Origin of the sequence: Pseudomonas sp. Z5-35 (genome assembly GCF_051131945.1) — a bacterium.
Taxonomy (GTDB): Bacteria; Pseudomonadota; Gammaproteobacteria; order Pseudomonadales; family Pseudomonadaceae; genus Aquipseudomonas; species Aquipseudomonas marvdashtae.
This window is the reverse complement of the sequence record NZ_CP071640.1, coordinates 1,806,579-1,829,150: the sequence shown is the minus strand read 5'-3', so window position 1 is coordinate 1,829,150 and position 22,572 is coordinate 1,806,579. Positions and strand designations below refer to the sequence as shown.

General features: G+C 60.4%; 24 protein-coding genes and 1 pseudogene. 6 read left to right on the top strand and 19 right to left on the bottom strand.

The features are described from left to right. Positions 1-13: 13 nt before the first annotated feature. On the bottom strand, positions 14-1,219 hold the full coding sequence (locus J3P95_RS08670) for an acetyl-CoA C-acetyltransferase (RefSeq protein WP_434577823.1): 1,206 nt from the start codon (positions 1,217-1,219) through the stop codon (positions 14-16). 608 nt (positions 1,220-1,827) lie between these two features. On the opposite strand from J3P95_RS08670, the gene J3P95_RS08665 reads away from it, so the two are divergent. Further along, positions 1,828-2,640 carry a c-type cytochrome gene (locus J3P95_RS08665; protein WP_434577825.1) on the top strand — a complete coding sequence of 271 codons (813 nt, stop codon included), beginning with the start codon at positions 1,828-1,830 and terminating at the stop codon, positions 2,638-2,640. Positions 2,641-2,768: 128 nt separating this feature from the next. Here the strand turns inward: J3P95_RS08665 and J3P95_RS08660 are convergent, their stop codons facing one another. From J3P95_RS08660 to J3P95_RS08610, 11 genes are all read right to left on the bottom strand, one after another. Further along, entirely contained in the window at positions 2,769-3,110 is a 342-nt protein-coding gene (locus J3P95_RS08660; RefSeq protein ID WP_186611482.1) for a ribonuclease E inhibitor RraB, read from the bottom strand. A 202-nt stretch (positions 3,111-3,312) separates the two neighbouring features. Continuing rightward, positions 3,313-3,549: a hypothetical protein gene (locus tag J3P95_RS08655; RefSeq protein ID WP_434562149.1), complete on the bottom strand. Its 237-nt coding sequence runs from the start codon at positions 3,547-3,549 to the stop codon at positions 3,313-3,315. 138 nt (positions 3,550-3,687) lie between these two features. Next, positions 3,688-4,296, bottom strand: a complete 609-nt coding sequence (locus tag J3P95_RS08650) for an START domain-containing protein (RefSeq protein ID WP_434577828.1) — start codon at positions 4,294-4,296, stop codon at positions 3,688-3,690. A 39-nt stretch (positions 4,297-4,335) separates the two neighbouring features. Continuing rightward, the gene (locus J3P95_RS08645) at positions 4,336-4,590 is read right to left on the bottom strand and encodes a YkgJ family cysteine cluster protein (RefSeq protein ID WP_434562145.1); all 255 of its coding nucleotides are present in this window, start codon (positions 4,588-4,590) and stop codon (positions 4,336-4,338) included. Between the two features lie 146 nt (positions 4,591-4,736). Beyond that, positions 4,737-5,213 (bottom strand): translation initiation factor 2, encoded by a 477-nt coding sequence (locus J3P95_RS08640; RefSeq protein WP_434577830.1) that lies wholly within the window; start codon positions 5,211-5,213, stop codon positions 4,737-4,739. 84 nt (positions 5,214-5,297) lie between these two features. Further along, the gene (locus J3P95_RS08635; RefSeq protein ID WP_434562141.1) at positions 5,298-6,740 is read right to left on the bottom strand and encodes a PLP-dependent aminotransferase family protein; all 1,443 of its coding nucleotides are present in this window, start codon (positions 6,738-6,740) and stop codon (positions 5,298-5,300) included. A 200-nt stretch (positions 6,741-6,940) separates the two neighbouring features. Next, a complete protein-coding gene (locus tag J3P95_RS08630) occupies positions 6,941-7,750 on the bottom strand; it encodes an OmpA family protein (protein WP_186645051.1) in 810 nt (269 codons plus the stop codon). Further along, positions 7,747-8,106, bottom strand: a complete 360-nt coding sequence (locus J3P95_RS08625; RefSeq protein WP_434562139.1) for a DUF4398 domain-containing protein — start codon at positions 8,104-8,106, stop codon at positions 7,747-7,749. Before J3P95_RS08625 ends, J3P95_RS08630 begins: the two co-directional genes overlap by 4 nt. A gap of 9 nt (positions 8,107-8,115) precedes the next feature. Next, positions 8,116-8,940, bottom strand: coding sequence for a substrate-binding periplasmic protein (locus J3P95_RS08620; protein ID WP_434562137.1), 825 nt, complete (start codon positions 8,938-8,940; stop codon positions 8,116-8,118). 90 nt (positions 8,941-9,030) lie between these two features. Next, complete coding sequence (locus tag J3P95_RS08615; protein WP_434562135.1) at positions 9,031-9,960, bottom strand: electron transfer flavoprotein subunit alpha/FixB family protein; 930 nt, start codon at positions 9,958-9,960, stop codon at positions 9,031-9,033. Between the two features lie 2 nt (positions 9,961-9,962). After that, positions 9,963-10,712, bottom strand: coding sequence for an electron transfer flavoprotein subunit beta/FixA family protein (locus tag J3P95_RS08610; RefSeq protein WP_007908338.1), 750 nt, complete (start codon positions 10,710-10,712; stop codon positions 9,963-9,965). A gap of 546 nt (positions 10,713-11,258) precedes the next feature. Here J3P95_RS08610 and J3P95_RS08605 point away from each other — a divergent pair. After that, the gene (locus J3P95_RS08605) at positions 11,259-12,923 is read left to right on the top strand and encodes an electron transfer flavoprotein-ubiquinone oxidoreductase (RefSeq protein ID WP_434562133.1); all 1,665 of its coding nucleotides are present in this window, start codon (positions 11,259-11,261) and stop codon (positions 12,921-12,923) included. A gap of 83 nt (positions 12,924-13,006) precedes the next feature. Here J3P95_RS08605 and J3P95_RS08600 read toward each other — a convergent pair whose 3' ends face one another. Next, on the bottom strand, positions 13,007-13,897 hold the full coding sequence (locus J3P95_RS08600) for an AraC family transcriptional regulator N-terminal domain-containing protein (RefSeq protein WP_434562131.1): 891 nt from the start codon (positions 13,895-13,897) through the stop codon (positions 13,007-13,009). Positions 13,898-14,077: 180 nt separating this feature from the next. On the opposite strand from J3P95_RS08600, the pseudogene J3P95_RS08595 reads away from it, so the two are divergent. After that, positions 14,078-15,130, top strand: a pseudogene (locus J3P95_RS08595) (NAD(P)-dependent alcohol dehydrogenase). Positions 15,131-15,136: 6 nt separating this feature from the next. Here the strand turns inward: J3P95_RS08595 and J3P95_RS08590 are convergent. The 5 genes from J3P95_RS08590 to J3P95_RS08570 form a co-directional block, all read right to left on the bottom strand. After that, positions 15,137-15,937 carry an IclR family transcriptional regulator gene (locus J3P95_RS08590; protein ID WP_434562127.1) on the bottom strand — a complete coding sequence of 267 codons (801 nt, stop codon included), beginning with the start codon at positions 15,935-15,937 and terminating at the stop codon, positions 15,137-15,139. 60 nt (positions 15,938-15,997) lie between these two features. After that, on the bottom strand, positions 15,998-17,308 hold the full coding sequence (locus J3P95_RS08585; protein WP_434577837.1) for an MFS transporter: 1,311 nt from the start codon (positions 17,306-17,308) through the stop codon (positions 15,998-16,000). 207 nt (positions 17,309-17,515) lie between these two features. Next, a complete protein-coding gene (gene dgoD / locus J3P95_RS08580) occupies positions 17,516-18,664 on the bottom strand; it encodes a galactonate dehydratase (protein WP_003179439.1) in 1,149 nt (382 codons plus the stop codon). A 49-nt stretch (positions 18,665-18,713) separates the two neighbouring features. Then, positions 18,714-19,334 (bottom strand): 2-dehydro-3-deoxy-6-phosphogalactonate aldolase, encoded by a 621-nt coding sequence (locus J3P95_RS08575; RefSeq protein ID WP_434577839.1) that lies wholly within the window; start codon positions 19,332-19,334, stop codon positions 18,714-18,716. Between the two features lie 19 nt (positions 19,335-19,353). After that, positions 19,354-20,337 (bottom strand): 2-dehydro-3-deoxygalactonokinase, encoded by a 984-nt coding sequence (locus J3P95_RS08570; RefSeq protein WP_434577841.1) that lies wholly within the window; start codon positions 20,335-20,337, stop codon positions 19,354-19,356. Between the two features lie 175 nt (positions 20,338-20,512). Here J3P95_RS08570 and J3P95_RS08565 point away from each other — a divergent pair, with 175 nt between their 5' ends. After that, on the top strand, positions 20,513-21,145 hold the full coding sequence (locus tag J3P95_RS08565) for a glutathione S-transferase family protein (RefSeq protein WP_434577843.1): 633 nt from the start codon (positions 20,513-20,515) through the stop codon (positions 21,143-21,145). Position 21,146: 1 nt separating this feature from the next. Here J3P95_RS08565 and J3P95_RS08560 read toward each other — a convergent pair whose 3' ends face one another. Continuing rightward, on the bottom strand, positions 21,147-21,629 hold the full coding sequence (locus J3P95_RS08560) for a GNAT family N-acetyltransferase (protein WP_434577845.1): 483 nt from the start codon (positions 21,627-21,629) through the stop codon (positions 21,147-21,149). A 166-nt stretch (positions 21,630-21,795) separates the two neighbouring features. On the opposite strand from J3P95_RS08560, the gene J3P95_RS08555 reads away from it, so the two are divergent. Together J3P95_RS08555 and J3P95_RS08550 are read left to right on the top strand one after the other, a co-directional pair. Then, complete coding sequence (locus J3P95_RS08555) at positions 21,796-22,134, top strand: hypothetical protein (RefSeq protein ID WP_186640778.1); 339 nt, start codon at positions 21,796-21,798, stop codon at positions 22,132-22,134. A gap of 42 nt (positions 22,135-22,176) precedes the next feature. After that, a complete protein-coding gene (locus J3P95_RS08550; protein ID WP_434577847.1) occupies positions 22,177-22,557 on the top strand; it encodes a Rho termination factor N-terminal domain-containing protein in 381 nt (126 codons plus the stop codon). Positions 22,558-22,572 lie beyond the last annotated feature (15 nt).

Below are 22,572 nucleotides of genomic sequence, written 5' to 3'. Positions count from 1 at the left end.
TTGAAGTCGGGACTCAGAGGCGTTCGATGATGGTGGCGATGCCCATGCCACCGCCGACACACAAAGTCGCCAGGCCATAGCGCTGGCGACGCACCTCCAGTTCATCGAGCAGCGTGCCGAGGATTGCGCAGCCCGTGGCACCCAAAGGGTGACCCATGGCGATGGAGCCGCCGTTGACGTTGACCTTGGCCGGGTCGATGGCCATGTCCTTGATGAATTTGAGCACCACCGAGGCGAAGGCTTCGTTGACTTCGAACAGGTCGATGTCTTCCACCCGCAGCCCAGCTTTCGCCAAGGCCTTGCGGGTGGCTGGGGCCGGACCGGTGAGCATGATGGTCGGCTCGGAGCTGGTGACGGCAGTGGCGACGATTCGCGCCCGAGGCTCCAGGCCCAGCTCCCGTCCCTTCGCCTGGGAACCGATCAGCATCAGCGCCGCGCCATCGACGATGCCCGAACTGTTGCCCGGTGTGTGCACATGATTGATCCGCTCGACATGACTGTAAACCCGCAACGCCGTGGCATCGAAGCCCGCCTGCCCCATCGCTTCGAAACTCGGCCTGAGCTTGCCCAGGCCTTCAAGCGTTGAGTCGGCGCGGATGAATTCGTCGTGGTCCAGCAACACGATGCCGTTCTGGTCCCGCACCGCCACCAACGATTTGTGAAACGAACCGTCGTCACGGGCCCGCGCGGCTTTTTGCTGGGACTGCATGGCGAACGCGTCGACGTCCTCGCGATTGAAACCCTCCAGAGTGGCGATCAGGTCGGCACCAATGCCTTGGGGCACGAAATGCCCGTGCAGGTTGGATTGCGGGTCCAGCGCCCACGCGCCACCGTCACTGCCCATCGGCACACGCGACATCGACTCGACGCCGCCAGCCACTACCAGATCTTCGAAACCGGAGCGCACTTTCATCGCGGCCAGGTTCACGGCCTCCAGTCCCGAGGCGCAAAAGCGGTTGAGTTGCACGCCGGGCACGCTCACGTCCCAGTCGGCCACGAGAATAGCGGTCTTGGCAATGTCGGCGCCTTGGTCGCCCACTGGCGTCACGCAACCGAGCACAACGTCATCCACATGACGGGTGTCCAGGCTCATGCGCTGCCGTAACGCAGCAAGCAGGCCAGTGACCAGGTTTACCGGCTTGACGGTGTACAGCGCGCCGTCGGGTTTACCCTTGCCGCGAGGCGTGCGTAATGCATCGAAAATATAAGCTTGGGTCATGACATCCTCGAACCGCCATCGGCATGGAACAAACCCCTCCAACCTTAAGCCCAGCGGCGCTGGATGCAATGACCACAGTGCTCAACGGCATTGACAGTCACGCCCAGACGAACGGTAGCGAGCTATCGGGTTAACCGTTTCAGGTAAGCAAGCTGTCTAGCAAAAGGCCCGGCAAGAAGCTGGCAATAGGCCTCATGCCTTTTTAATAGCGACACAGCTCAAGTTGATATGAATTGGATCTAAGCCATAGCAGCCGTGGACCCTAAGGTAAACGTATACAAGTAAGTCGTCGGGTTTTGCCGAGGCGCTTGTGCAACAGGAAGTGCAACGCCAGCCGAGATGGAGTTATGCAGGCTGGCCTCAGGAAATAACAAAAAGGCGGGCCAGCCATGTTCAAACATTCGAAAGTTCGTCAAGCCGGACTCATTCTCTTTGCCACGACGCTGCTGTTGATTCTGCCGAATATCACCAAGGTGATCGGCTGATCCAGGCACGTGGTGTCCGCACTCAGTAAGTCGCATCACCGATAAATACGAGACGGATCGTTGTTCCGACAACGGTGGTTGTGCCAACCTTTGCACTCCCCCTCGACATGGACGGCGACTTATTTGAAAGCTTTCACATTGATCGGGGCGCTGCTGCTCAGCACGCCTTCATACGCCGCGCAGTTGGTGTTGGAACTGGGTACGAATGCGCACACCTGGCAAACCGAAGAGCTGCTCAAGCATCCGGAAGTTCAAACCGTCCAAATCATTGAAGATGTTTCCTACAAGAAACCCATGAGTTATCAGGCCGTGCCGTTGACCGCACTGTTGACCGGAGTCCGATCGGACGACCATCTTCAGGCCGTGGCGCTGGACGGCTTTGCAGCCGAAATGCCTGCGGCGCCGCTGCTCAACACGAACGGCGCCCGAGCGTGGCTGGCGATTGAAGACCCGGCCAAACCTTGGCCGCCGCTGGGGCAAGGCAAGCACGGCGCCGGCCCTTTCTACCTGGTCTGGACCGATCCCCAAGCGGGCCATATCAGCCCCGAGCAATGGCCCTACGCAGTGGCGACCATCAAGCGCCTGTCGGCGGTGGCCGAGCGTTTCCCGGCGCTACTGCCGTCGCCCACCCTGGCCAAGGATGATCCAGTCAATAAAGGTTTCGAGTTGTTCCAGAAAAACTGCCTGGCTTGCCATCGCCTCAACGGCGCGGGTGACGCGCAGTTCGGTCCGGACCTGAACATCCCCTTCAATCCCACAGAATATTCCTCGGGAGACTTCCTCAAGCGCTACATACGGGATCCGCAAAGCCTGCGTCGTTGGCCCCAGGGGAAAATGCCCGGGTTCGCGGCGGCGGTGCTGCCGGACGCGGAGTTGGATTTGCTGGTGGGGTATTTGAAGCACATGGCGGGGCGCAAGCAGCCATTGGAGCAGTAAGTTGGCCATTGGGGTGAGCTGCTCCTCCCCCACAAAGGCGCGCTCGCCAGGAGTTCGCCAGGCGTTACTAGACACATGAAAACGGCCGACACGATGGCCAGCCGTTGCTGTGGATCTGTTGGAAAGTATCAGGCTTGCAGGCGCCGAATCTCCTGCTTGACGCCCCACCCTTCGATGATGCCACCCAAAGGTTCGACCACGGCTTCGAAGTTCATCTCGAAGTCGCCAATGTCGTCATAAGTGGCGTACATCACCCGGCTCAGCTCCAATGACCAGGCGCCATCATCCCGAGCGCTGATCTGCGCATTTAACGACTCTCCCCGAAAATGACCTGCCGCGCGCCGTGCCCGTTCCTCGTCGGGAAAAATGGCGTAGAACTCGATGGGATGAAACTGGGAAAAATCGAAACCGCCTTCTTTCATGCGGCGCAACACGCTGGTGCTGATATCTTCTTGATAGGCTGTGCTCATGAAACGTCCTCCTCAGAACCGATGGATAGACTTTCCGTCTTCCCGTGCGTGCAACCTGCGTTACAAGCGATACGGCATCAAATGACCGTCGGGACACAAGCATGTAGCTGACAAGACCGGACCTTGGCGATCCTTTCGCTGATCTCGATTGCAGAGTAGCTTCAAGTCAGTGCGGCTGCCAAGCGGGACCAGACAATGAATTTCATGAAGCCGATTTAATGCTGATGATTTCAATACTGTTTTGGGTCTTCAGGCTCTTGACTGTGGGGTCGTCGGTGCGACCTTCCAAATCGTTGAGGTCAAGCTCTTTCGAGAGAGGCACCAGCTTCTCCCGAATCAGTTGTGCCGCTTGTTCCATCGTGGGCTCCTGGGCGTAATCAAACTGCTCGGCGATCGTTTCGCCGTGATCGTCAACGAAGGTGATTTCCCACTTTTGCATCAGTGTCTCCTTGATCGATGGAATGGCCGGGCTTACCTCTATCTCGACATTGGCGGCGAAACAATCGTTCCGCTGAGTTCGTAGGCGGCACCTACGAAAAAACCGCCTCAAGGGCGGTTTTTCTTAGAGTGATCAGGATTATTTTTCGGCGCGTTCTTTCAACGCTTTCAGGGTATTGAACGGCGCATCCACGACGAACTTGTTAGCCAGCCAGGACGGAACGTCGCCACCCGGCTCGGTATGGACCTGGTACATCACCTCGACCTGATCCGCCCCCTTGGGAGTGAATTTCCAGAAACCGTCGACTTGTGCCACTCGCACGCAGCCTTTTTCTTCAGGCGCGTAAGTGGGTACGCCCTTGAGGTTGCGGGTCAGGCTACCATCCGCGCCTTCGACGGTAGTGACTTGCAGCACGGAATCACGGGGCGTAACCGGCCATGGTGTGTTGAATTGAGTGTAGGTCCAGCTCTTGCCGCCTTCGTGCTTGAGCAGTTTCTGGCTCTTGCATTCATGAATCCAGGCACAGGCGCCCGCTACGTCTTCCTGCAAGGCTCGCAACTTCGCCATGGTGGTCTTCATGACGGTCACGCCCTGGTAGGCCTTGTACTTGGAACCGCTGACTTCACTGAGTGAAACCTTGATACCTTCCTTTTCCTTGGCAACCTGCCAATCCTCAGCCTGGGCTGTAGCCGTCGCCAAGAACACAGTCAAACCACACAACACAGCCATACGATGCAGCGAACCCATAGTTGTTTTCCTTGTTTTCGAAGTTCCGATCTTGACGCATTACGCTGCCGTGACTTGCTCCCACCAACCGATCAGCCGAATGGCTTCGTCACTGCTGTAACCACAGACCTCGATATCGGCCTCGAATGCCGAGCACACCGCCGGACGCTCCGGTTGGCCAAAGATCTGGCACAGATTAGCGGACGACAGTTGCACGCAACGTTCGCCCGCAGGTTTGCCCTGGGGCATGCCCGGAATGGGCGAACTGATGGACGGGGCGACGCAACAGGCGCCACAGCCTTCACGGCATTCCATGAGGACGATCCTTACGACAGGTAATGATTGGTAACAGAAGACAGAGTAACGACTAAAACAGTTGTTTCAAATTGCCAGCCGCGTGTTTTTTCGTACATCGCCCGGTGACCGGACGGTCAGCGACGAACAGCAGTGTTTTGCAGCGCTTATTGCTTGAATTCGAACTCCAGCGCGGCGCCTTCCACTTCGTTGCGCTCCTGGTTGCGCAGCGGCAGCTGCATCTCGTTGCTCAACAGGCGACCGTTGAGTTGGAACGGACCGGGCTTCTCGCTGAACATCGACGGCAATAACGGCTCACGCTTGGGTAACGGTACTTTGCCCGGGGGTTGCAGCTCATCGACCATATCGTGCGGCAGGCTCAGGTCAAGCTTGGCCGGCGGCAAAGGCGTCTTGGCAACCTCACGGGCCGATTTGCTCTTGGAGGCGATGGGCGCGCGTTTTTTCTTCGTCGTGGCGGTTTTTTTAGCAGGGGACTTTTTGACCACCGCGGCTTTCTTCGGCGTGTCCTTCTTGGCGCTAGCGGTGGTTTTTTCCTGCGCTGGAGCCGCCACGGCAACGCCTGCGACATGGAAGGCGCTCAACAGGCCAATCAAAACCCAGGCAGCAGGACCTATAGCTTTCATAGACACAACGACATTTGCGGCAGAGTCTCCATGCTCGCCCGATTATGAGGCGCTGACAAGCGCATCAAACCAAGCCACTGATTCCTATAGAAACCCGTTGGCTGTCTCTTGGCACAATTGAGTGGCCAGCAGCCCCAGCGTCATCAACGCTCGCTCTGCCTCGCGGTTCCACGGTGTGCCGCAATTGAGCCGGATGCAATGGTTGAACTGCTCGGTGTTGCTGAAAATCAGCCCTGGCGCGATGCTGATGCCTTGTTGCAACGCCCGCACATGCAATTCCTGAGTGTTGACCCGCCCCGGCAGGCTGACCCACAGGATGAAACCTCCGGTGGGACGGCTCATTTGCGTGCCTTCCGGGAAGTATTGCTGCACCGCCAGTTGGAAGGCGCTGAGGTTTTTGCGGTACTCCTGGCGGATATAGCGCAGGTGTCGGTCGTAGCCGCCGTTTTCCAGATAGGCCGCGATTCCCATCTGGGTGACGCTGCACGCCGAGTGGGTACTGAAGGTCTGGAGCCGCTGGATTTCGTGCTGGAACTTGCCGGCGATCATCCAACCAATGCGCACGCCTGGTGACAGCGTCTTGGAAAAACTCGAACAATAGATCACCCGGTCCAATCGATCGTAGGCCTTGAGCGCCTTGGTACGGCCCTGCTCGAACATCAGCTCGCCATAGATATCGTCTTCGACGATCTGAATGTCGAAGTCCGACGCCAGGCGCAGCAGCTGCTTCTGCCGCTCCTCAGGCATGGTGCCGCCGAGGGGATTGCTCAGGCGCGTAGTCAGGACCAGCGCCTTGATTGACCATTGGTTGGCCGCCAGTTGCAAGGCTTCAAGGCTCATGCCAGTGACAGGATCACTCGGGATCTCGATCACCTTGAGCCCCAGCAGATCCGCCAGTTGCAGCAAACCGTAATAGGTTGGCGATTCGGCGGCGATCAGGTCGCCAGGTCGAGTCAGCACGCGCAACGACATCTGCAGCGCATCGACACAGCCATGGGTGATCACGACTTCGGAAGGATCCACCACGACACCGGCATCGCGCATGCGAATCGCCACCTGGCGGCGCAACGGTTCGAAGCCGGGGCTGAACATGTAGCTGAACGCGCGTGGACTGTGGAAACGCGTGACCTTGGCCAACTGCTGATGCAATGCCCGGACAGGCAGGTAATCGACGCTCGGCACCGCTGCGCCCAACGGAAAGACGCCTTCGCGGCGCGACTCGACCAGTACCTGCTGGATGATGCTGCTGCGCGTCACCAGCCCCGGACGCTCCACTCGGGCAATGTCCGGCGTCGGCGCGGTCAGGGCCGGCGTCTGGTGCACGTAATAGCCCGATTGCGGCCGCGCGCGAATCAAGCCCTGGTCTTCAAGGTTGGCGTAGGCCTGCAGCACGGTGGCATGGCTGACGTTGAGCTGCGAACTCATCTTGCGCACCGAAGGCACGCGTTCACCGGGCTGATACACACCGCGCCGGATGTCTTCAGCCAGCTGTTGAGCAATACGTTGGTAGAGCAAGAGGTTGGTCATGACGCAGCACTCGATTTCACGGGCATTTTATTCTTGTCGGAAACGATACCGTAACAGTTTAGAAGTGTACTGGGACAGTTGCCAGATTACTCGACAGTACAGTGGAGTGACAGCTCTAACTGTACCGCTTGCCGGACAATCGCCGAGCCCAAAAAAACCCGGCGCCTGTATAGGGGCCGGGTTTTCCAGAGCCGCAGCCCTTAGCGGGCGGCGCCGAGCTGGCCTTTCTCGTCGGAGAACACAATTTCAACCCGACGGTTCTGTGCCCGGCCACGTTCGGAGGCGTTGACGTCCACCGGGTATTGATCGCCGTAGCCTTCGACCTGAATACGCTTCTCGTCGATTCCCAGGTCCACCAGCACGTCCGCCACCGCTTGCGCGCGGTCACGGGACAGCTTGAGGTTCTCCTGTTTGCCACCGGTGCTGTCGGTGTAGCCCTCGATACGCACTACGCGCTTGGGGTTGAGCTGAAGGAATTGCACGATCTTGAGCACCACGCGATTGGCCGAGTTTTTCAGCTCAGCTTCGCCGGTGTCGAACAACACGTCGCCGAGCGTCATCACCAGGCCGCGATCAGTCTGGGTTGTCGCCATCGCCATGATCTGCTCTTCCAGCCATTTGCCCTGCTGCTGGACACTTAGCAACTTGGACTCGCGCAAGGCCAATTGCAGACGCTGGCGCTCAAGCTCGAGCTTCGTCGCGCGCTCTTCGTTGAGCACTTGATTGCTGTGCTCCCGGGCAATCGCACTGTAGCGTTGGCTCAGATAGGCGTAATGCTGCACATCCTCACCGCTGCCCCAGTAGCTGGACAAGCGATCGGCACGGGCCAGGGATTCGCCGGCGCGGATCACGTCCCGGGGCGCGGCACGCAGCACGTTGGCGTCTTCCTTGACCTTCTGGAAATCGCCGCTGGCCTGTTCCAGCACTGCCTCGCTGCGCTGGCCGGCGCAGCCATACAAACTCGCGAGACCTGCAATCAGCAGGCCGCCGAAAACATGGGAGTGATTCATTGGGCATCCTCCCTCAACTGTTTGCGCAAGCGCTTGATGCGCGTATCGAGCACGTTCAGTTGCTCCTGGCTCTTGAGCCTCAGCACCTTCGCTTCGGCCAGGCGCGCGTCCAGCTCGGCCTGCTCGGCCCGCATGCGCGCCTTCTTGTAGGATTCGTCGGCCATGTTCGATTTGGCACGAGCGAACTTTTCTTCGGCCAGTTTCAACTCGGGCACTTCTTCGGTGGTGGCACCCACCGCACGGGCTTGCTCGATGGCCTGTTCAGTCAGGCGGATCTGTTCATTCGGCGCCGGATCGGCTGCACAACCCGCCAGAGCCAGAACGGCCAGGGCAGCGAAAAGAGGTCGAATAGTCACTAATATTCCCTACTGTTTTGGGGCACTGACAGGAGGCTTCAACTGTGTCTTCCAACGCTCCAGATTGCGTTGCAATACAGCCTCCGTCAGGCCGGACGCGGCCAATTCTGTCATCTTTTGCGCCAGCTGTCCGCGCAACCATGGGTCATTGCAGGCGGAGTTATGGGAAACCGCCAGGAACAATCCCGGTTTATCCACCGGTTGCGGTGCGGCCTGTAGATCGTTGGCCAAGCCTAATGTCTGCGCCGTCGCCAAGCCCGAATAGCGCCCCGCCAGGACATATTCCACCTCGCCCAAGAGCAATTTCTGAAAGGCCTGGGTCAGGTTCGGCGTACGGATCAGGGACAATTGCTGCTCGGCGAAAATGCCAAATCCCTGGGTCATTCGAGCCTTTTCCGACAGCGCGCCGGGATGCCCATGAAGGTCTCCGGGCTGGTTGATGACCAGCGTCGAGTCGTTGCGAGTCCAGACCAGGTAATCATTTTCCAACAGCGGCGGATGGACGTAATCCAACGCTTCAAGCCCAGCGGCTGTCAGTGGAGCGTCGGTGAGCAGGTCCATGCGCCCGCTGCGCACTTCGTCCAGCGCCTGGGCGCGCTTGCCGGCATACAGCAGCTCGATCTTGATCCCCAGCTCCGTCGCGACGTGCGCCAGCAGGTCGGCACCGGCGCCAATCAGGTGCTTGGGGTCCTGAGGGTCTTGCCAGAGATAAGGCGGTGCGTCCGGACTGCCGGTGGCGATCAGTCGTTCACATTTGCCGGCGGCGACAGACAGGCCCGGCATGACCGCCAATGTCCACAGCAACGACCAGCGGGTCCAACGACGCAGATCCATGGCGACTTGCTCCCCTTGCATCAAATAAACAGTGCAGAAAATAAAAAGCCCGGCCAAAGGGCCGGGCTCTTTATAAGTGAAGACGCTGGATTAGACCAGCTTCTCCAGCTCAGGGATGGCTTCGAACAAGTCCGCCACCAGGCCGTAGTCGGCCACCTGGAAGATCGGTGCTTCTTCGTCCTTGTTGATCGCAACGATCACCTTGGAGTCCTTCATGCCGGCCAGGTGCTGGATCGCGCCGGAGATACCGACGGCGATGTACAGCTGTGGCGCAACGATCTTGCCGGTCTGGCCGACCTGCATGTCGTTGGGCACGAAACCTGCGTCGACCGCCGCGCGGGAAGCGCCGACGGCAGCGCCCAGCTTGTCGGCCAGGGCGTACAGGTGCTTGAAGTTGTCACCGTTCTGCATGCCACGGCCGCCGGAAACGACGATCTTAGCAGCGGTCAGCTCAGGACGATCGGACTTGGCCAGTTCTTCGTTGACGAAGCTGGAGATGCCGGCGTCATGGGCAGCGCCCACTGCCTCAACGGCAGCCGAGCCACCTTCGGCGGCAACCGGGTCGAAACCGGTGGCGCGCACGGTGATGACCTTGACCGCAGCGTTAGACTGCACGGTGGCAATGGCGTTACCGGCGTAGATCGGGCGTTTGAACGTGTCGGCGCTTTCTACCGAGATGATCTCGGAGATCTGGTCGACGTCCAGCGCAGCGGCAACGCGCGGCAGGATGTTCTTGCCGTTGGAGGTAGCGGCAGCCAGGATGTGGCTGTAGCCCTTGCCCAGCTCAGCAACCAGCGGCGCAACGTTTTCCGGCAGTTGGTGCGCGTAGGCGGCGTTGTCGGCCGACAGCACTTTAGCCACGCCAGCGATTTTCGCGGCGGCTTCGGCAACGGCGCTCGCGCCCTGCCCGGCCACAAGAACGTGCACGTCACCACCGATTTTGGCAGCGGCAGCAACGGTGTTCAGCGTGGCCGGAGCCAGCGCCTTGTTATCGTGTTCGGCGATTACCAAGATAGTCATAGTCAGATTACCTTCGCTTCGTTTTTCAGTTTCTCGACCAGTTCAGCCACCGACTTGACCTTGATGCCCGCGCTGCGTGCAGCCGGCGCTTCGACTTTCAGGGTCTTGTTGGTGGAGGCGGTGGAAACGCCCAAAGCATCCGGAGTCAGCACTTCAAGCGGCTTCTTCTTGGCTTTCATGATGTTTGGCAGGGACGCATAGCGCGGCTCGTTCAAACGCAGGTCGGTGGTAACGATGGCCGGCAGCTTCAGCGAAACGGTCTGCGCGCCGCCGTCGATTTCGCGAGTCACGGCAACGCTGTCGCCAGACACTTCGACTTTCGAAGCGAAGGTGCCCTGACCATAGCCGCTCAATGCCGCGAGCATCTGACCGGTCTGGTTGTTGTCGCTGTCGATGGCCTGCTTGCCGAGGATCACCAGCTGTGGCTGCTCCTTATCGACAACGGCCTTGAGCAGCTTGGCCACGGCCAGGGAAGTCAGGTCTTCGGCGGATTCGACGAGGATGGCGCGATCGGCACCCAGCGCCAGCGCGGTGCGCAGTTGCTCCTGGGCGGTGGTCGGGCCGATGGAAACGACGACGATCTCAGTCGCCACGCCTTTCTCTTTCAGGCGTACGGCTTCTTCTACGGCGATTTCGCAGAATGGATTCATCGACATCTTGACGTTGGCGAGGTCGACGCCGGAGTTGTCCGCCTTGACGCGAACCTTGACGTTATAGTCGACCACTCGTTTGACAGCTACAAGAACCTTCATGGATTCCTCGTTACTCTCCGGTGAAAAGAAAGCCGCCCGGGCGAACCTGGCGGTTGATGATCATGGGCGCAAGGGCACCTCTAAAAACGCCGGCATGAACCACACATGACCTTTGCTCACGGGAGTGAAGACCATTCGTCAGTGATGACCGATGAGTCATTCATTATCGCGGCGTGTAAACTGCGCGTCCGAACCACGCAACTCGTCACTTTGTGCTGCCTTCGCCCTGTCTTTAGAGGTGCTCTTGAAACCAACAGTCAGCCTACGGCGAGCGCAAAACCGCCCGTATCTTGACCGGAACGCCTATTCCGGTCAATACGGCAAAATGGTCAGTCATAAGCCGTACGTCAGTGATTTATCTGGGCTGCGGCAATTTCAAACAAACGTTTGTATTGGACCCTGAGAGTGGTGTAGATATAATGCGCCGCTTAAGAGAGAAGCGCGGGTCATTCATTGTCGCTTTCGTCGCCTGGCCAAAGAAACGACGGATGCATCGCCAAACCTCCAATTAGAAAAAACTGTAGAGCCTTGAGTAGGAGATAGCCTGTGGAACGCGAATACATGGAATTCGACGTGGTCATCGTCGGTGCCGGCCCCGCTGGCCTGTCTGCCGCTTGCCGACTGAAACAGAAGGCCGCCGAAGCCGGTAAGGAAATCAGCGTCTGCGTGGTCGAAAAAGGCTCCGAAGTCGGTGCGCACATTCTCTCCGGCGCGGTGTTTGAACCGCGCGCCCTGAACGAACTGTTCCCGGACTGGAAAGAACTCGGCGCCCCGTTGAATACGCCCGTCAAGCGCGATGACATTTATGTCCTGAAGAACGCCGAGACCGCGAGCAAAATCCCTGACTTCTTTGTGCCCAAGACCATGCACAACGAAGGCAACTATATTATTTCCCTGGGCAACCTGTGCCGCTGGCTGGCCCAGCAGGCCGAGAACCTGGGTGTGGAAATCTACCCAGGCTTCGCCGCCCAGGAAGCGCTGTTCGACGAGAACGGCGTGGTGCGCGGGATCATCACCGGCGACCTGGGTGTCGACCGCGAAGGCAATCCGAAGGAAGGCCTCTACACCCCCGGCATGGAACTGCGCGGCAAGTACACACTGTTCGCCGAAGGCTGCCGTGGCCATATCGGCAAGCAGTTGATCAAGCGTTTCAACCTGGACAGCGAGGCCGACGCCCAGCACTACGGCATCGGCCTGAAGGAAATCTGGGAAATCGACCCGGCCAAGCATCAGCCAGGCCTGGTGGTGCACACCGCCGGTTGGCCGCTGGACATCATGGGCACCGAAAACACCGGTGGCTCTTTCCTTTACCACCTGGAAAACAACCAAGTGGTGGTCGGCCTGATCGTCGACCTGTCCTACAGCAATACGTTCCTGTCGCCGTTCGACGAATTCCAGCGCCTCAAGCATCACCCGGTGCTAAAGCAATACCTGGAAGGCGGCAAGCGCGTCAGCTACGGCGCACGCGCCATCGCCAAGGGTGGCCTGAATTCGCTGCCGAAAATGGTCTTCAAGGGCGGCGCGCTGATCGGTTGCGACCTCGGCACCCTGAACTTCGCCAAGATCAAGGGCAGCCACACGGCGATGAAATCCGGCATGCTCGCCGCCGAGGCCGTGGCCGATGCGCTGTTCGCCGGCTCCGAAGGTGCCGACGAACTGAACAGCTATGTCGACGCGTTCAAGGCCAGCTGGCTGTACGAAGAACTGTTCGCCAGCCGCAATTTCGGCGCAGCGATCCACAAATACGGCGCGATTATCGGCGGGGGTTTCAACTGGCTCGACCAGAACATCTTCGGCGGCAAGCTACCAATCACCCTGCGCGATACCAAGCCGGACTACGCGTGCCTGAAACTGGCGGCCGATTGCAAGAAAATCGACTACCCGAAACCGGACGGCAAGATCAGCTTCGACAAACTCAGCTCGGTGTTCATCTCCGGTACCAACCATGAAGAAGAACAGCCTTGCCACCTGAAGCTGACCGACCCAAGCATCCCGATCAGCAAGAACCTGCCGCTGTACGACGAGCCGGCCCAGCGCTACTGCCCGGCTGGAGTGTACGAAGTCATCACCAAGGAAGACGGCGAAAAACGCTTCCAGATCAACGCCCAGAACTGCGTGCACTGCAAGACCTGCGACATCAAGGACCCAGCACAGAACATCACCTGGGTATCGCCGGAAGGCGCCGGCGGTCCGACTTACCCGAACATGTAAGCCGACACGCTGAACATCGAGGCTCCCGCAATGGGGGCCTTTTTGTTGTGCACAATTAAAGCAGCGCCGCTTCCGTCAAAGGATCAGGCTGCCCGCTCTTCCCCAGGATTACGCTCGAAGTAGCGCTTGTACTCCCGACTGAACTGCGACGGACTCTGGTATCCCACCTGATGAGCGACCTCGGCCACGCCCATGCCCTCGGTGAGCAATAGTCGCTGGGCCTTGAGCAGGCGCAGCCGCTTGAGGTACTGCACGGGCGTCTGCAACGTGCTGCGCTTGAAATGCTCATGAAAGGTCGAGGCGCTCATGTGCGCGCAACTGGCCAGGGTCTCGACGTTCAGCGGCTCGGTAAAATGCGCGTGCAAATGGCTCAGGGCAGCGGCAATCCGGGCGAATTGCCCTTGTTGTTCCACCAGTGCGCGTAACACATCGGCCTGGGGGCCACGCAGTGCGACGAACAACAGTTCCCGCAGCCGTGCCTGGCCCATGACCTGGCATTCCAGCGGATCGTGCAAGCAGCGCAGCAAGCGCTCGACGCATCCACGCATGGCGTCATCGAGCACTGCGCACGTCATCGATTCCGGCGTCTGCGGCGCCAGGTTCCGCCCCGGTACCAGCCCCATCGCCAACACCAGCTCCCCCAACATCGCTCGATCGATCGCAACGGAAACCCCAAGCAGCGGAGCATTGGGCAAGGCGTAGGTTTCGCATTCGAACGGCACCGGCAGGGCCTGGATCAGATAATTCCCGGCACCATATTCCAGCGTGCGAGGCCCCAGGTACGCTAGTTTGCTGCCTTGGGCGATGATCACCAGGCTCGGCTCGTACAGCTGCGGGCCACGAGCGACGTCCTGGCTGGCTCGAAGCGCATGCACGCCGGGCAGTTGCGTCGGGACAAAACCGTCACGGGTCGCCAAGGGTTCGATCAGGGAAACCAGGGTGGCGTTGGCATCGAGATGGCGGGTCAACAACATGGGCAGAAACTTTCCGGAAGAGGGGATGAACCCATGATCGCAGGTCTGGCGACACATAGGATCAGATCCTGGCCAAGACCGGAGGATTAGGCATGACAGACGTAGGAATCGCCATCGCCGCCTGCCGCGAGCACCCCCAGAATGGACCACCTCACCGTTCACTGCTTAGCGAGGTCCATCATGTACACAGCAATCGGATACGCCGCTCAATCGCCCACCACGCCCCTCGCCCCCATGAAGTTCGAGCGCCGCAGCCCGCGCGCCGACGACGTGGCGATCGAGATCCTGTATTGCGGCGTCTGTCATTCCGACATCCACCAGGCCCGCAATGAGTGGGGCATCGCCGTTTATCCGCTGATGCCTGGCCATGAAATCATCGGAAAAGTCACCGCTGTCGGTGCGAATGTCACTCGCCATAAAGTAGGCGATTTGGTGGGGGTGGGCTGCATGGTCGACTCCTGCCGCGAGTGCGAGGCTTGCCGCGCCGACTTGGAGCAATACTGTTTCGAAGGCATGACCCAGACCTACGCCAGCCCGGACCGCATCAGCGGCGGCCACACCATGGGCGGCTAATCCGAGAGCATCGTGGTCAGCGAGCACTTTGTGCTGCGCATCCCGCAGACACTCGATCCAGCCAGTGCCGCACCGCTGCTCTGCGCCGGCATTACCACCTATTCGCCGCTCAAGCACTATGGCGTAAAAGCCGGTGACAAGGTCGGTGTGCTGGGCATGGGCGGACTGGGGCATATGGGCATCAAGTTTGCCAAGGCGATGGGCGCCGAGGTGACCCTGTTTACCCGCTCGGCCAGCAAGGCCGAAGAAGCCCGTCGCCAAGGCGCGGACCATGTGATCGTGTCCACCGACGCCGAACAAATGGCCGCGGCGGCCGGACGATTCCACTTCCTGCTGGACACCATTCCGGTGCAGCACGACCTCAACCCCTACCTCGACACGCTGCGTTTCGACGGCGTGCACATCATCGTGGGCCTGGTCGAACCGGTCGAACCGCCAGTGCATGCGGCAAAACTGATCATGGGTCGCCGTGTCCTGGCCGGCTCGCTGATCGGTGGTGTCGCAGAAACCCAGGAGGTGCTGGACTTCTGCGCCGAGCACAACATCAGTTGCGACATTGAAATGCTCGACATCCGCCAGATCAACGAGGCCTACAGCCGCATGATCGCCGGGGACGTGAAGTATCGCTTCGTCATCGACATGGCGACGCTCAAGGCCTGACGTTCGTCAAACCTTGGCGCCCAACTCCGCCGATAGCCGGGCTGTGACCCCTTTGACCAGGGGAATCAGCTCGGCCATTTTTTCCAGCGGCATGTACGGCACGGTGCTGGCGATGCTGATACCGGCGACGATGCGCTTGCCCGCGTCTCGGATCGGCGCCGCTACACAGCGAATCGACGGTTCGTTGTCCTCCAGGTCGTAGGCATAGCCCCCCGCGACGTATTCCACCATTCGCTGCTGGAACTGCTCCCAAGACTGCTCCTGGTGCAGCGGCCAGAACTGATTCTTCCCACCTGCCGGCAGGCTGATTTCATACAGCCTCTTCCATTGGTCCTGCGGGTCATCGAGCATCAGCGCCTTGCCGATGCCGGTGCGCGCCAACGGCATGCGATGGCCGACGCGCGAGCGCATTTCCGGGCCATTACGTCCGGGATTCTTCAGCAGGTACAAGACCTCGTCGCCCTCGCGAATCGCCAGGTGGACGGTGTCACCGGTGAGCGCCGACAGTTCATCCAGGTAGGGCCCCGCCAGGCTCACCAGCGGCAGCTCTTCCCGCGCCTGAAAACCCAATTCAATCAACTTCGGCCCAAGCAGGTAGCCCACTTGCGGCACCACGCGCAGGTAACGTTCATCCACCAGGCAACTGGCCAGGCGATGAGTGGTGCTGCGCGTGGTCCCGATCAGCCGGGCGATTTCCTTCAAGTCGCGGGCTCCGCTGGCGACCGCCTGGACCACGCCCAGGCCGCGCAGCAATGTCTGCGTGCCCGTGGGCGCTGCGTCCTTGGTATTTTTTGGGGCGTCTTGCATATCCGGCCTTTCACAGTGAGCGAGGGAACGGGCGGCATTATGGTCGCCCGCCCCACGGGACTACAACTCGATGCGCTCGACTTTCCCGACCAGCAGGATGTAGGAAAGCGCGCCAGCCAATGCCAGGACAGCGATATAGGTAATGGCCGGGGCAAACGAATCGCCGCTGGCGAGGAAGCCAATGACAATCGGCGTGGCGATGGCCGCCAGGTTGCCGATGAAGTTGAACACCCCGCCGGTCAAGCCGAGCAACCGCGCCGGTGCCAAGGTGGAAACCAGCGACCAAGTGATCGACGCCAGGCCATTGCCGAAGAACGCCAGGGCCAGGAACGCGATCACCAGCGGCGTCGACTCGACGAAGTTGGCACCGATGATTGAGGTGGAAATCAGCAGCCCGCCAATGATCGGTAGCTTGCGCGCAAACCCCACGCTGGTGCCGCGGCGGATCAGCCAGTCGGAGAAGAACCCGGAGCACAGCACGCCGACAAACGCCGCGAGGAACGGCAACGACGCCAGCAGGCCAGACTTGATGAAGTCCATGCCGCGATATTTCACCAGGTAGGTCGGGAACCACGTCAGGAAAAACCACAGCGTGGAGTTGAGGCAGAACTGTCCCAGGTAAATGCCCCAAAGCTTGCGCTGGGTCAGGACGATGCCCAAGTCAGTCCAGCTGAATTTCGCCTTGACCTTCGCCGTCTCGGCCTGGATATCCACCAGCCCGCCGCCTTCGCGGATCAGCTCGATTTCGGCGGCATTGGCGCCTTTGAAATCCCGCGGCTCGCGATACACCGCGTACCAGATCAACGCCCAGAGAATACCGACGGCACCGGTCGCGACGAACACCATGTGCCAGCCGAAGGCATGCTGCAGCCACGCCAGGACCGGTGTCAGGAATGCCAGCCCGACGAACTGTCCAGACGTGTAGAAACCAATCGCCGTGGCCCGCTCACGCTCTGGAAACCACGTGGTAACGACGCGGCTGTTGATCGGATAAGCCGGTGCTTCCAACGCACCGACCGCCATGCGCAGGACGAATAACGCAATAAAACTGGAAACGAAACCGAGCATCACCGTGGCCACCGACCACAACAGCAGCGCCACGCTGTACAGAATGCGCGGCGGCACCCGGTCCACCAGCCAGCCACCGGGGATTTGCATGGCGGCGTAGGTCCAGCCGAACGCCGAGAAAATCAGCCCGACATGAATCGGATCAATGCCCAGCTCACTGGTCATTGCAGGAGCGGCAATCGAGAGGTTGCTGCGGTCCAGGTAATTGATCACCACGGTGATGAACAGCAGGACCATGATGAAAAAACGCTTGCGGCTGGGCGTCACCAACGACGCCTGCGCGTTCAGGGTGTGCGCTTGCATGTGAGGTGCCTCTTTTTATGTTTATTGAGGGCGAAACTTATGAGCGGCTACGTCGACCGCCGTGGCGATGGAGCTTGCTCCCGCTGGGCCGGCCCGACGCCTCGGGCGCAGCAGCCCCTGGGTTCGTTGGTCAAAATTCTTGCGACCGCTGCGCAGTCGAGCGGGAGCAAGCTCCCTCGCCACATGGAATGTGGGGCGTCTAGGCACTCACCACTCGGCAAAACTGCCATCGGCATGGCGCCAGATCGGGTTGCGCCAGCGGTGGCCGATGGCCGCGCGCTCAATCACATATTCCTCGTTGATCTCGATGCCCAGGCCCGGACCGTTGGGGATTTTCACGAAGCCCTTGTCGTAGTCGAACACCTGCGGATCCTTGATGTAATCCAGCAGGTCGTTGCTTTCGTTGTAGTGAATGCCCAGGCTCTGCTCCTGGATAAACGCGTTGTAGCAAACCGCGTCCAGTTGCAGGCATGCCGCCAGGGCGATTGGGCCCAACGGGCAATGCAGCGCCAGCGCCACGTCGTAGGCCTCGGCCATGTTGGCGATCTTGCGGGTTTCGGTGATGCCGCCGGCGTGGGAGGCATCCGGTTGGATGATGTCCACGTAGCCCTCGCTGAGTACACGCTTGAAATCCCAACGCGAGAACAGCCGCTCGCCCAAGGCAATCGGTGTGCTGGTCAGCGGCGCCAGTTCCTTGAGCGCTTCGTAGTTTTCGCTGAGCACCGGTTCTTCGATGAACATCAGCTTGTAGGGGTCGAGTTCCTTCATCAACACCTTGGCCATTGGCTTATGCACGCGGCCATGAAAGTCCACGCCAATGCCGACGTTCGGCCCGACGGCGTCGCGCACCGCGGCTACGTTGGCGAGGGCCAGGTCGACTTTTTCAAAGGTGTCGAGAAACTGCAGCTCTTCGGTGCCGTTCATCTTCACCGCGGTAAACCCCCGCGCCACGGCTTCTTTCGCCGCCCGGGCGGTGTCGGCCGGACGATCGCCGCCGATCCACGAGTACACACGAATCTTGTCACGCACCTGACCGCCCAGCAGATCACTGACCGACACACCCAGGGCCTTGCCCTTGATGTCCCATAACGCCTGATCGATACCGGCCAGGGCGCTCATGTGGATGGCACCGCCGCGGTAGAAGCCGCCACGATAGAGCACGGTCCAGATGTCTTCGATATTGCGTGGGTCCTTGCCGATCAGGTAGTCGGACAATTCCTCGACGGCAGCCGCCACCGTGTGGGCACGGCCTTCGACCACGGGTTCGCCCCAGCCGGTCACGCCTTCATCGGTCTCGACCTTGAGGAAGCACCAGCGCGGCGGAACAATAAACGTGGTCAGCTTGGTGATTTTCATCTTCTTGTCTCTCTTATCGGATGCAGCGCGCGTGGCGCCGGAAAAGTCTTCAGTTCAAGGCATTCCACGCGGCGACGTAGGCCTTGGCGCGCACCGCCACTTCGTCCGCTGTCAGGCCCGGCTTGAACAGCCCGGAACCGAGGCCGAACCCCTTGACGCCGGCTTCGACGAACACCGCCATGTTGTCAGGGGTGATCCCGCCCACCGGCACCAATACGGTCCCGGCCGGCAGCACCGCGAGCCAGGCCTTGACCACCGCCGGGCCCATCTGCTCGGCCGGGAACATCTTCAGCACGTGAGCGCCTTCGGCCAGCGCGGCGAAGGCTTCGGTGGGCGTGGCGACGCCGGGCGCCAGGTACAGACCCGCCGCTTTCGCCGCTCGCAGCACCTTCGGATCGCTGTGGGGCATGACGATGACTTGGCCGCCAGCGGCTTTTACCTGCTCGACCTGTTCCGCCCTGAGCACGGTCCCTGCACCGATCAAGCAATCGGCCGGCAAGGTGCCGCGCAGGATGCGGATACTTTCGTACGGTTCAGGGGAATTGAGCGGTACCTCGATGACGCGAAATCCAGCGCTATAAAGGACTTCGCCGACAGCGGCTGCCTCTTCGGGACGCAGGCCGCGCAGAATCGCGATCAGCCCGTTTTGCGCCAGTGCTTGTGTGAGCATGTCAGACCTCCAGTCAGGTTTAACGCAATGCGGCGGCGTCGAGCAGCCCGGCCGCCACGGCCAGTTGCCACAACCCACGTTCGGTGGCCTGTTCGGCCAAGGTCACCCGGGCGAAACCGCAGGCGTCGAGGGCCCGTTGATAACGGGCGCAGAGTTGAGAGTTGCCGATCAGCACCACCGTCGGCAGGTGCACGCTGTTGCGTCGATGGCGTTGCGCCGCGGCAAGGGCCGTCAGCTCATGACCGATCAACAGGCCGGAGAGATAATCGGCCTGGGCGCTGGCGCCAAGTTCGCCGGTCAGCCCCAGGCTGCGGGCACTGAATACGGTGGACAACGGGCCGATCTGGCCATCCGTAGACAACGCCACCTGCACGCCGCGATCGAAGGCCAGGCCATCGAACGCCGCGCCGCGCTGTTGGGTACGACCGAGGATGCTGTGGTCGCTGAGCACGGCGAAGATCTCGCCGGTCATGAAGGTGTCGAAATGCACAATGCAGCCATCGGTGACTTCCACCCACTTCGAGTGGCTGCCCGGCAGGCCGATCAGCACCGCTTCGTTCGGCAGGCTGTGCAAGGCGCCAAGCACTTGGGTTTCTTCGCCACGCATGACATTGGGCAAGCGTGAACGCTGGATCACGCCGGGCACGATGTGCACATCGACACCGCGAAGGCTGCGAATGACTTGTAGGGAATGTCCGAGGTTGGCGACGTTTGCAGGCGTGTCGCAGTAAGGCGCTTCGCGCCAGCCTTGGGCGCTGCCGACCATGCCGCAAGCAATGACGGGCAGGCTCGGCTGCGCATCGAGCCAGTCGCCGCAGGCTTCATCGAAGGCCAGCTCGAACCCATCGACGCACTCCCGCCCGGCCACGGTTCGCGGCCCGGACGGTAACTGCATGATCCCCGACGACAGCGAACGCTGTTCGAGCACCTCGCCTCCAGCGGCGAGTTTGTAAGCCCGTAATGAGGTAGTTCCCCAATCGAGCGCGATCAATTGCGCCTGCATCCGCTTCACCTGTTCTGTTTATTTGGCAGTGAGTGAGACGGACTATAAACCCGGGCACGGGAAAATCTCAATATATAAATATCACTCCCATATATTGGGATATATCATTGATAGTCGCCATCCGTCCCAGACCCTGCTACGTTTTTGATCGGACGCCAAAAACTCAGGAAAGAACATGGAACATCGACTGAAGATCCTCGGCCGCACCTCCTCGATCAACGTCAGAAAAGTACTGTGGACCTGTCAGGAACTGGACCTTTCCTACGAACGCGAAGATTGGGGCATCGGCTTTGCCTCGACCCATGACCCGGCGTTCCTGGCGCTCAACCCCAACGCCCAGGTGCCAGTGATCATTGACGAGAACGGCGTGCTCTGGGAGTCGAATACCATTTGCCGCTACCTGGTCGGCAAACATGGGCGCAGCGATCTGCTTCCCATCGAGCCTGCCGCACGGGCGCGTATAGAACAGTGGATGGACTGGCAAGCCACGGAGCTCAACCCGTCATGGGGCGATGCGTTTTACGGACTGGTGCGCAAACACCCGGACTTCCAGGACCCACAGCTCATCGCCGCCGGGGTTAAACGCTGGAACAAGACGATGGGGTTGCTGGAGGATCAGCTGAGTCGCACCGAAGCCTATGTGGCCGGCGCGGATTTCTGCCTCGCCGACGTGCTTATCGGCCTGTCCGCGCATCGCTGGCGCCAGACGCCCATGGAGCGTCCGGACTATCCGGCGGTGGCCGCCTACTGCAAGCGGCTCGAACAACGCCGCGGATTTGCCGAGTACGCGTCCAGCGCATACGCATGAATCAGTTGCCGTTGGCAAAATCCCGGAGCACTTTGCCGTCCATCCGATAGCGCACCCACTCCTCCTGCGGTTGCGCGCCGAGGGACTTGTAGAACTCGATGGCCGGCGTGTTCCAGTCCAGCACGCTCCATTCGAAGCGACCGCAATCGTTGTCACAGGCGATCCTCGCCAAGTGCCGCAGCAGCGTCTTGCCCGCCCCGCCACCGCGCTGTTCGGGAGTGATGTACAAGTCTTCGAGGTACAGGCAGTTGCTGCCCAGCCAAGTGGAGTAACTGAAGAAGAACACCGCAAAACCGATGGGCACGCCATCACGCAGGCAGATCAAGCCGTGGGCGGTTGCGCCTTCACTGAACAGGCTGCGCTCGATATCGGTCACACTGGCGATGACTTCGTGGCGGGCTTTCTCGTAATCGGCAAGCTCAGTGATGAAGGCAAGGATTTGAGGCGCATCGCTAGGTTGCGCGGGACGGATCTCGATCGACATGAACGGGCCTTGTAGCCAATTGAAAGCGCCATACTAAGCCGCTACGCGGTGCTCGTCACATCTTCTGGACAAGGCTTCCAGTGTGCCATTCGTCGCCGCCCAGGCACCAACCCCGCTCCAGCGCGGCCAAAAATCAGGCAAGCATTCCAAAAATGGAGGCGACACCATGATTTATTCAAGGCTGACTGCGTTCACATTCGCTGCACTGCTGTCTTCGGCGGCATTAGCAGCGTCGACCTCTGGCACAGGGCCGACCGACCCCGTCCAGGCTCCGAATTCCCCCGCCACGCAAGGCTTGCCCAAGCTGAACACCGACGGTACCGGTGGCTTGAACAATGGCCAGCCGCCCGCCACTGGAACGGACCCACGCGTCCAAGGGAACGACACCGGTCGCCAGGGCGGCATGAACACCCCGGACTCCACCGCCCCTGACAATGCCGATACCGGCGTGGGTTCGAAAACCACCACCGGCGGTTCCGGCTCGGAAGGTGGCGCGAGCCAGTAGTGCGGGCCGCCGCTCTGCTCACACATTGAGGAGGAACACTTCATGCCTCGTGGAAGCAAAGAGAAGTACACCGACGAGCAAAAGCGCAAGGCCGAGCACATCGAAAAAAGCTACGAGCAAAAAGGTGTGTCTGAGAATGAGGCCGAGGCTCGGGCCTGGGCTACGGTCAACAAGCAATCGGGCGGCGGCGAGCGCTCCGGTGGGTCCGGGAAGAAAAAGTCCGTCGGGGAAAAGCAATCCGATCGCAAGGAATCGGCCCGTCGTGCCGCCAAGACCCGCGAAGGGCATCCGCGTACCAGCAAAGCCTCCCATGAGGCCCAGACCGTGGACAGCCTGATGAAAGAAGCCCGGGCGAAGAACATTCCCGGGCGTTCGAAGATGCGCAAGCAAGAGTTGGTCGAAGCGTTGCGCAAGGCGGGATGAACGATGGCGTCAAGG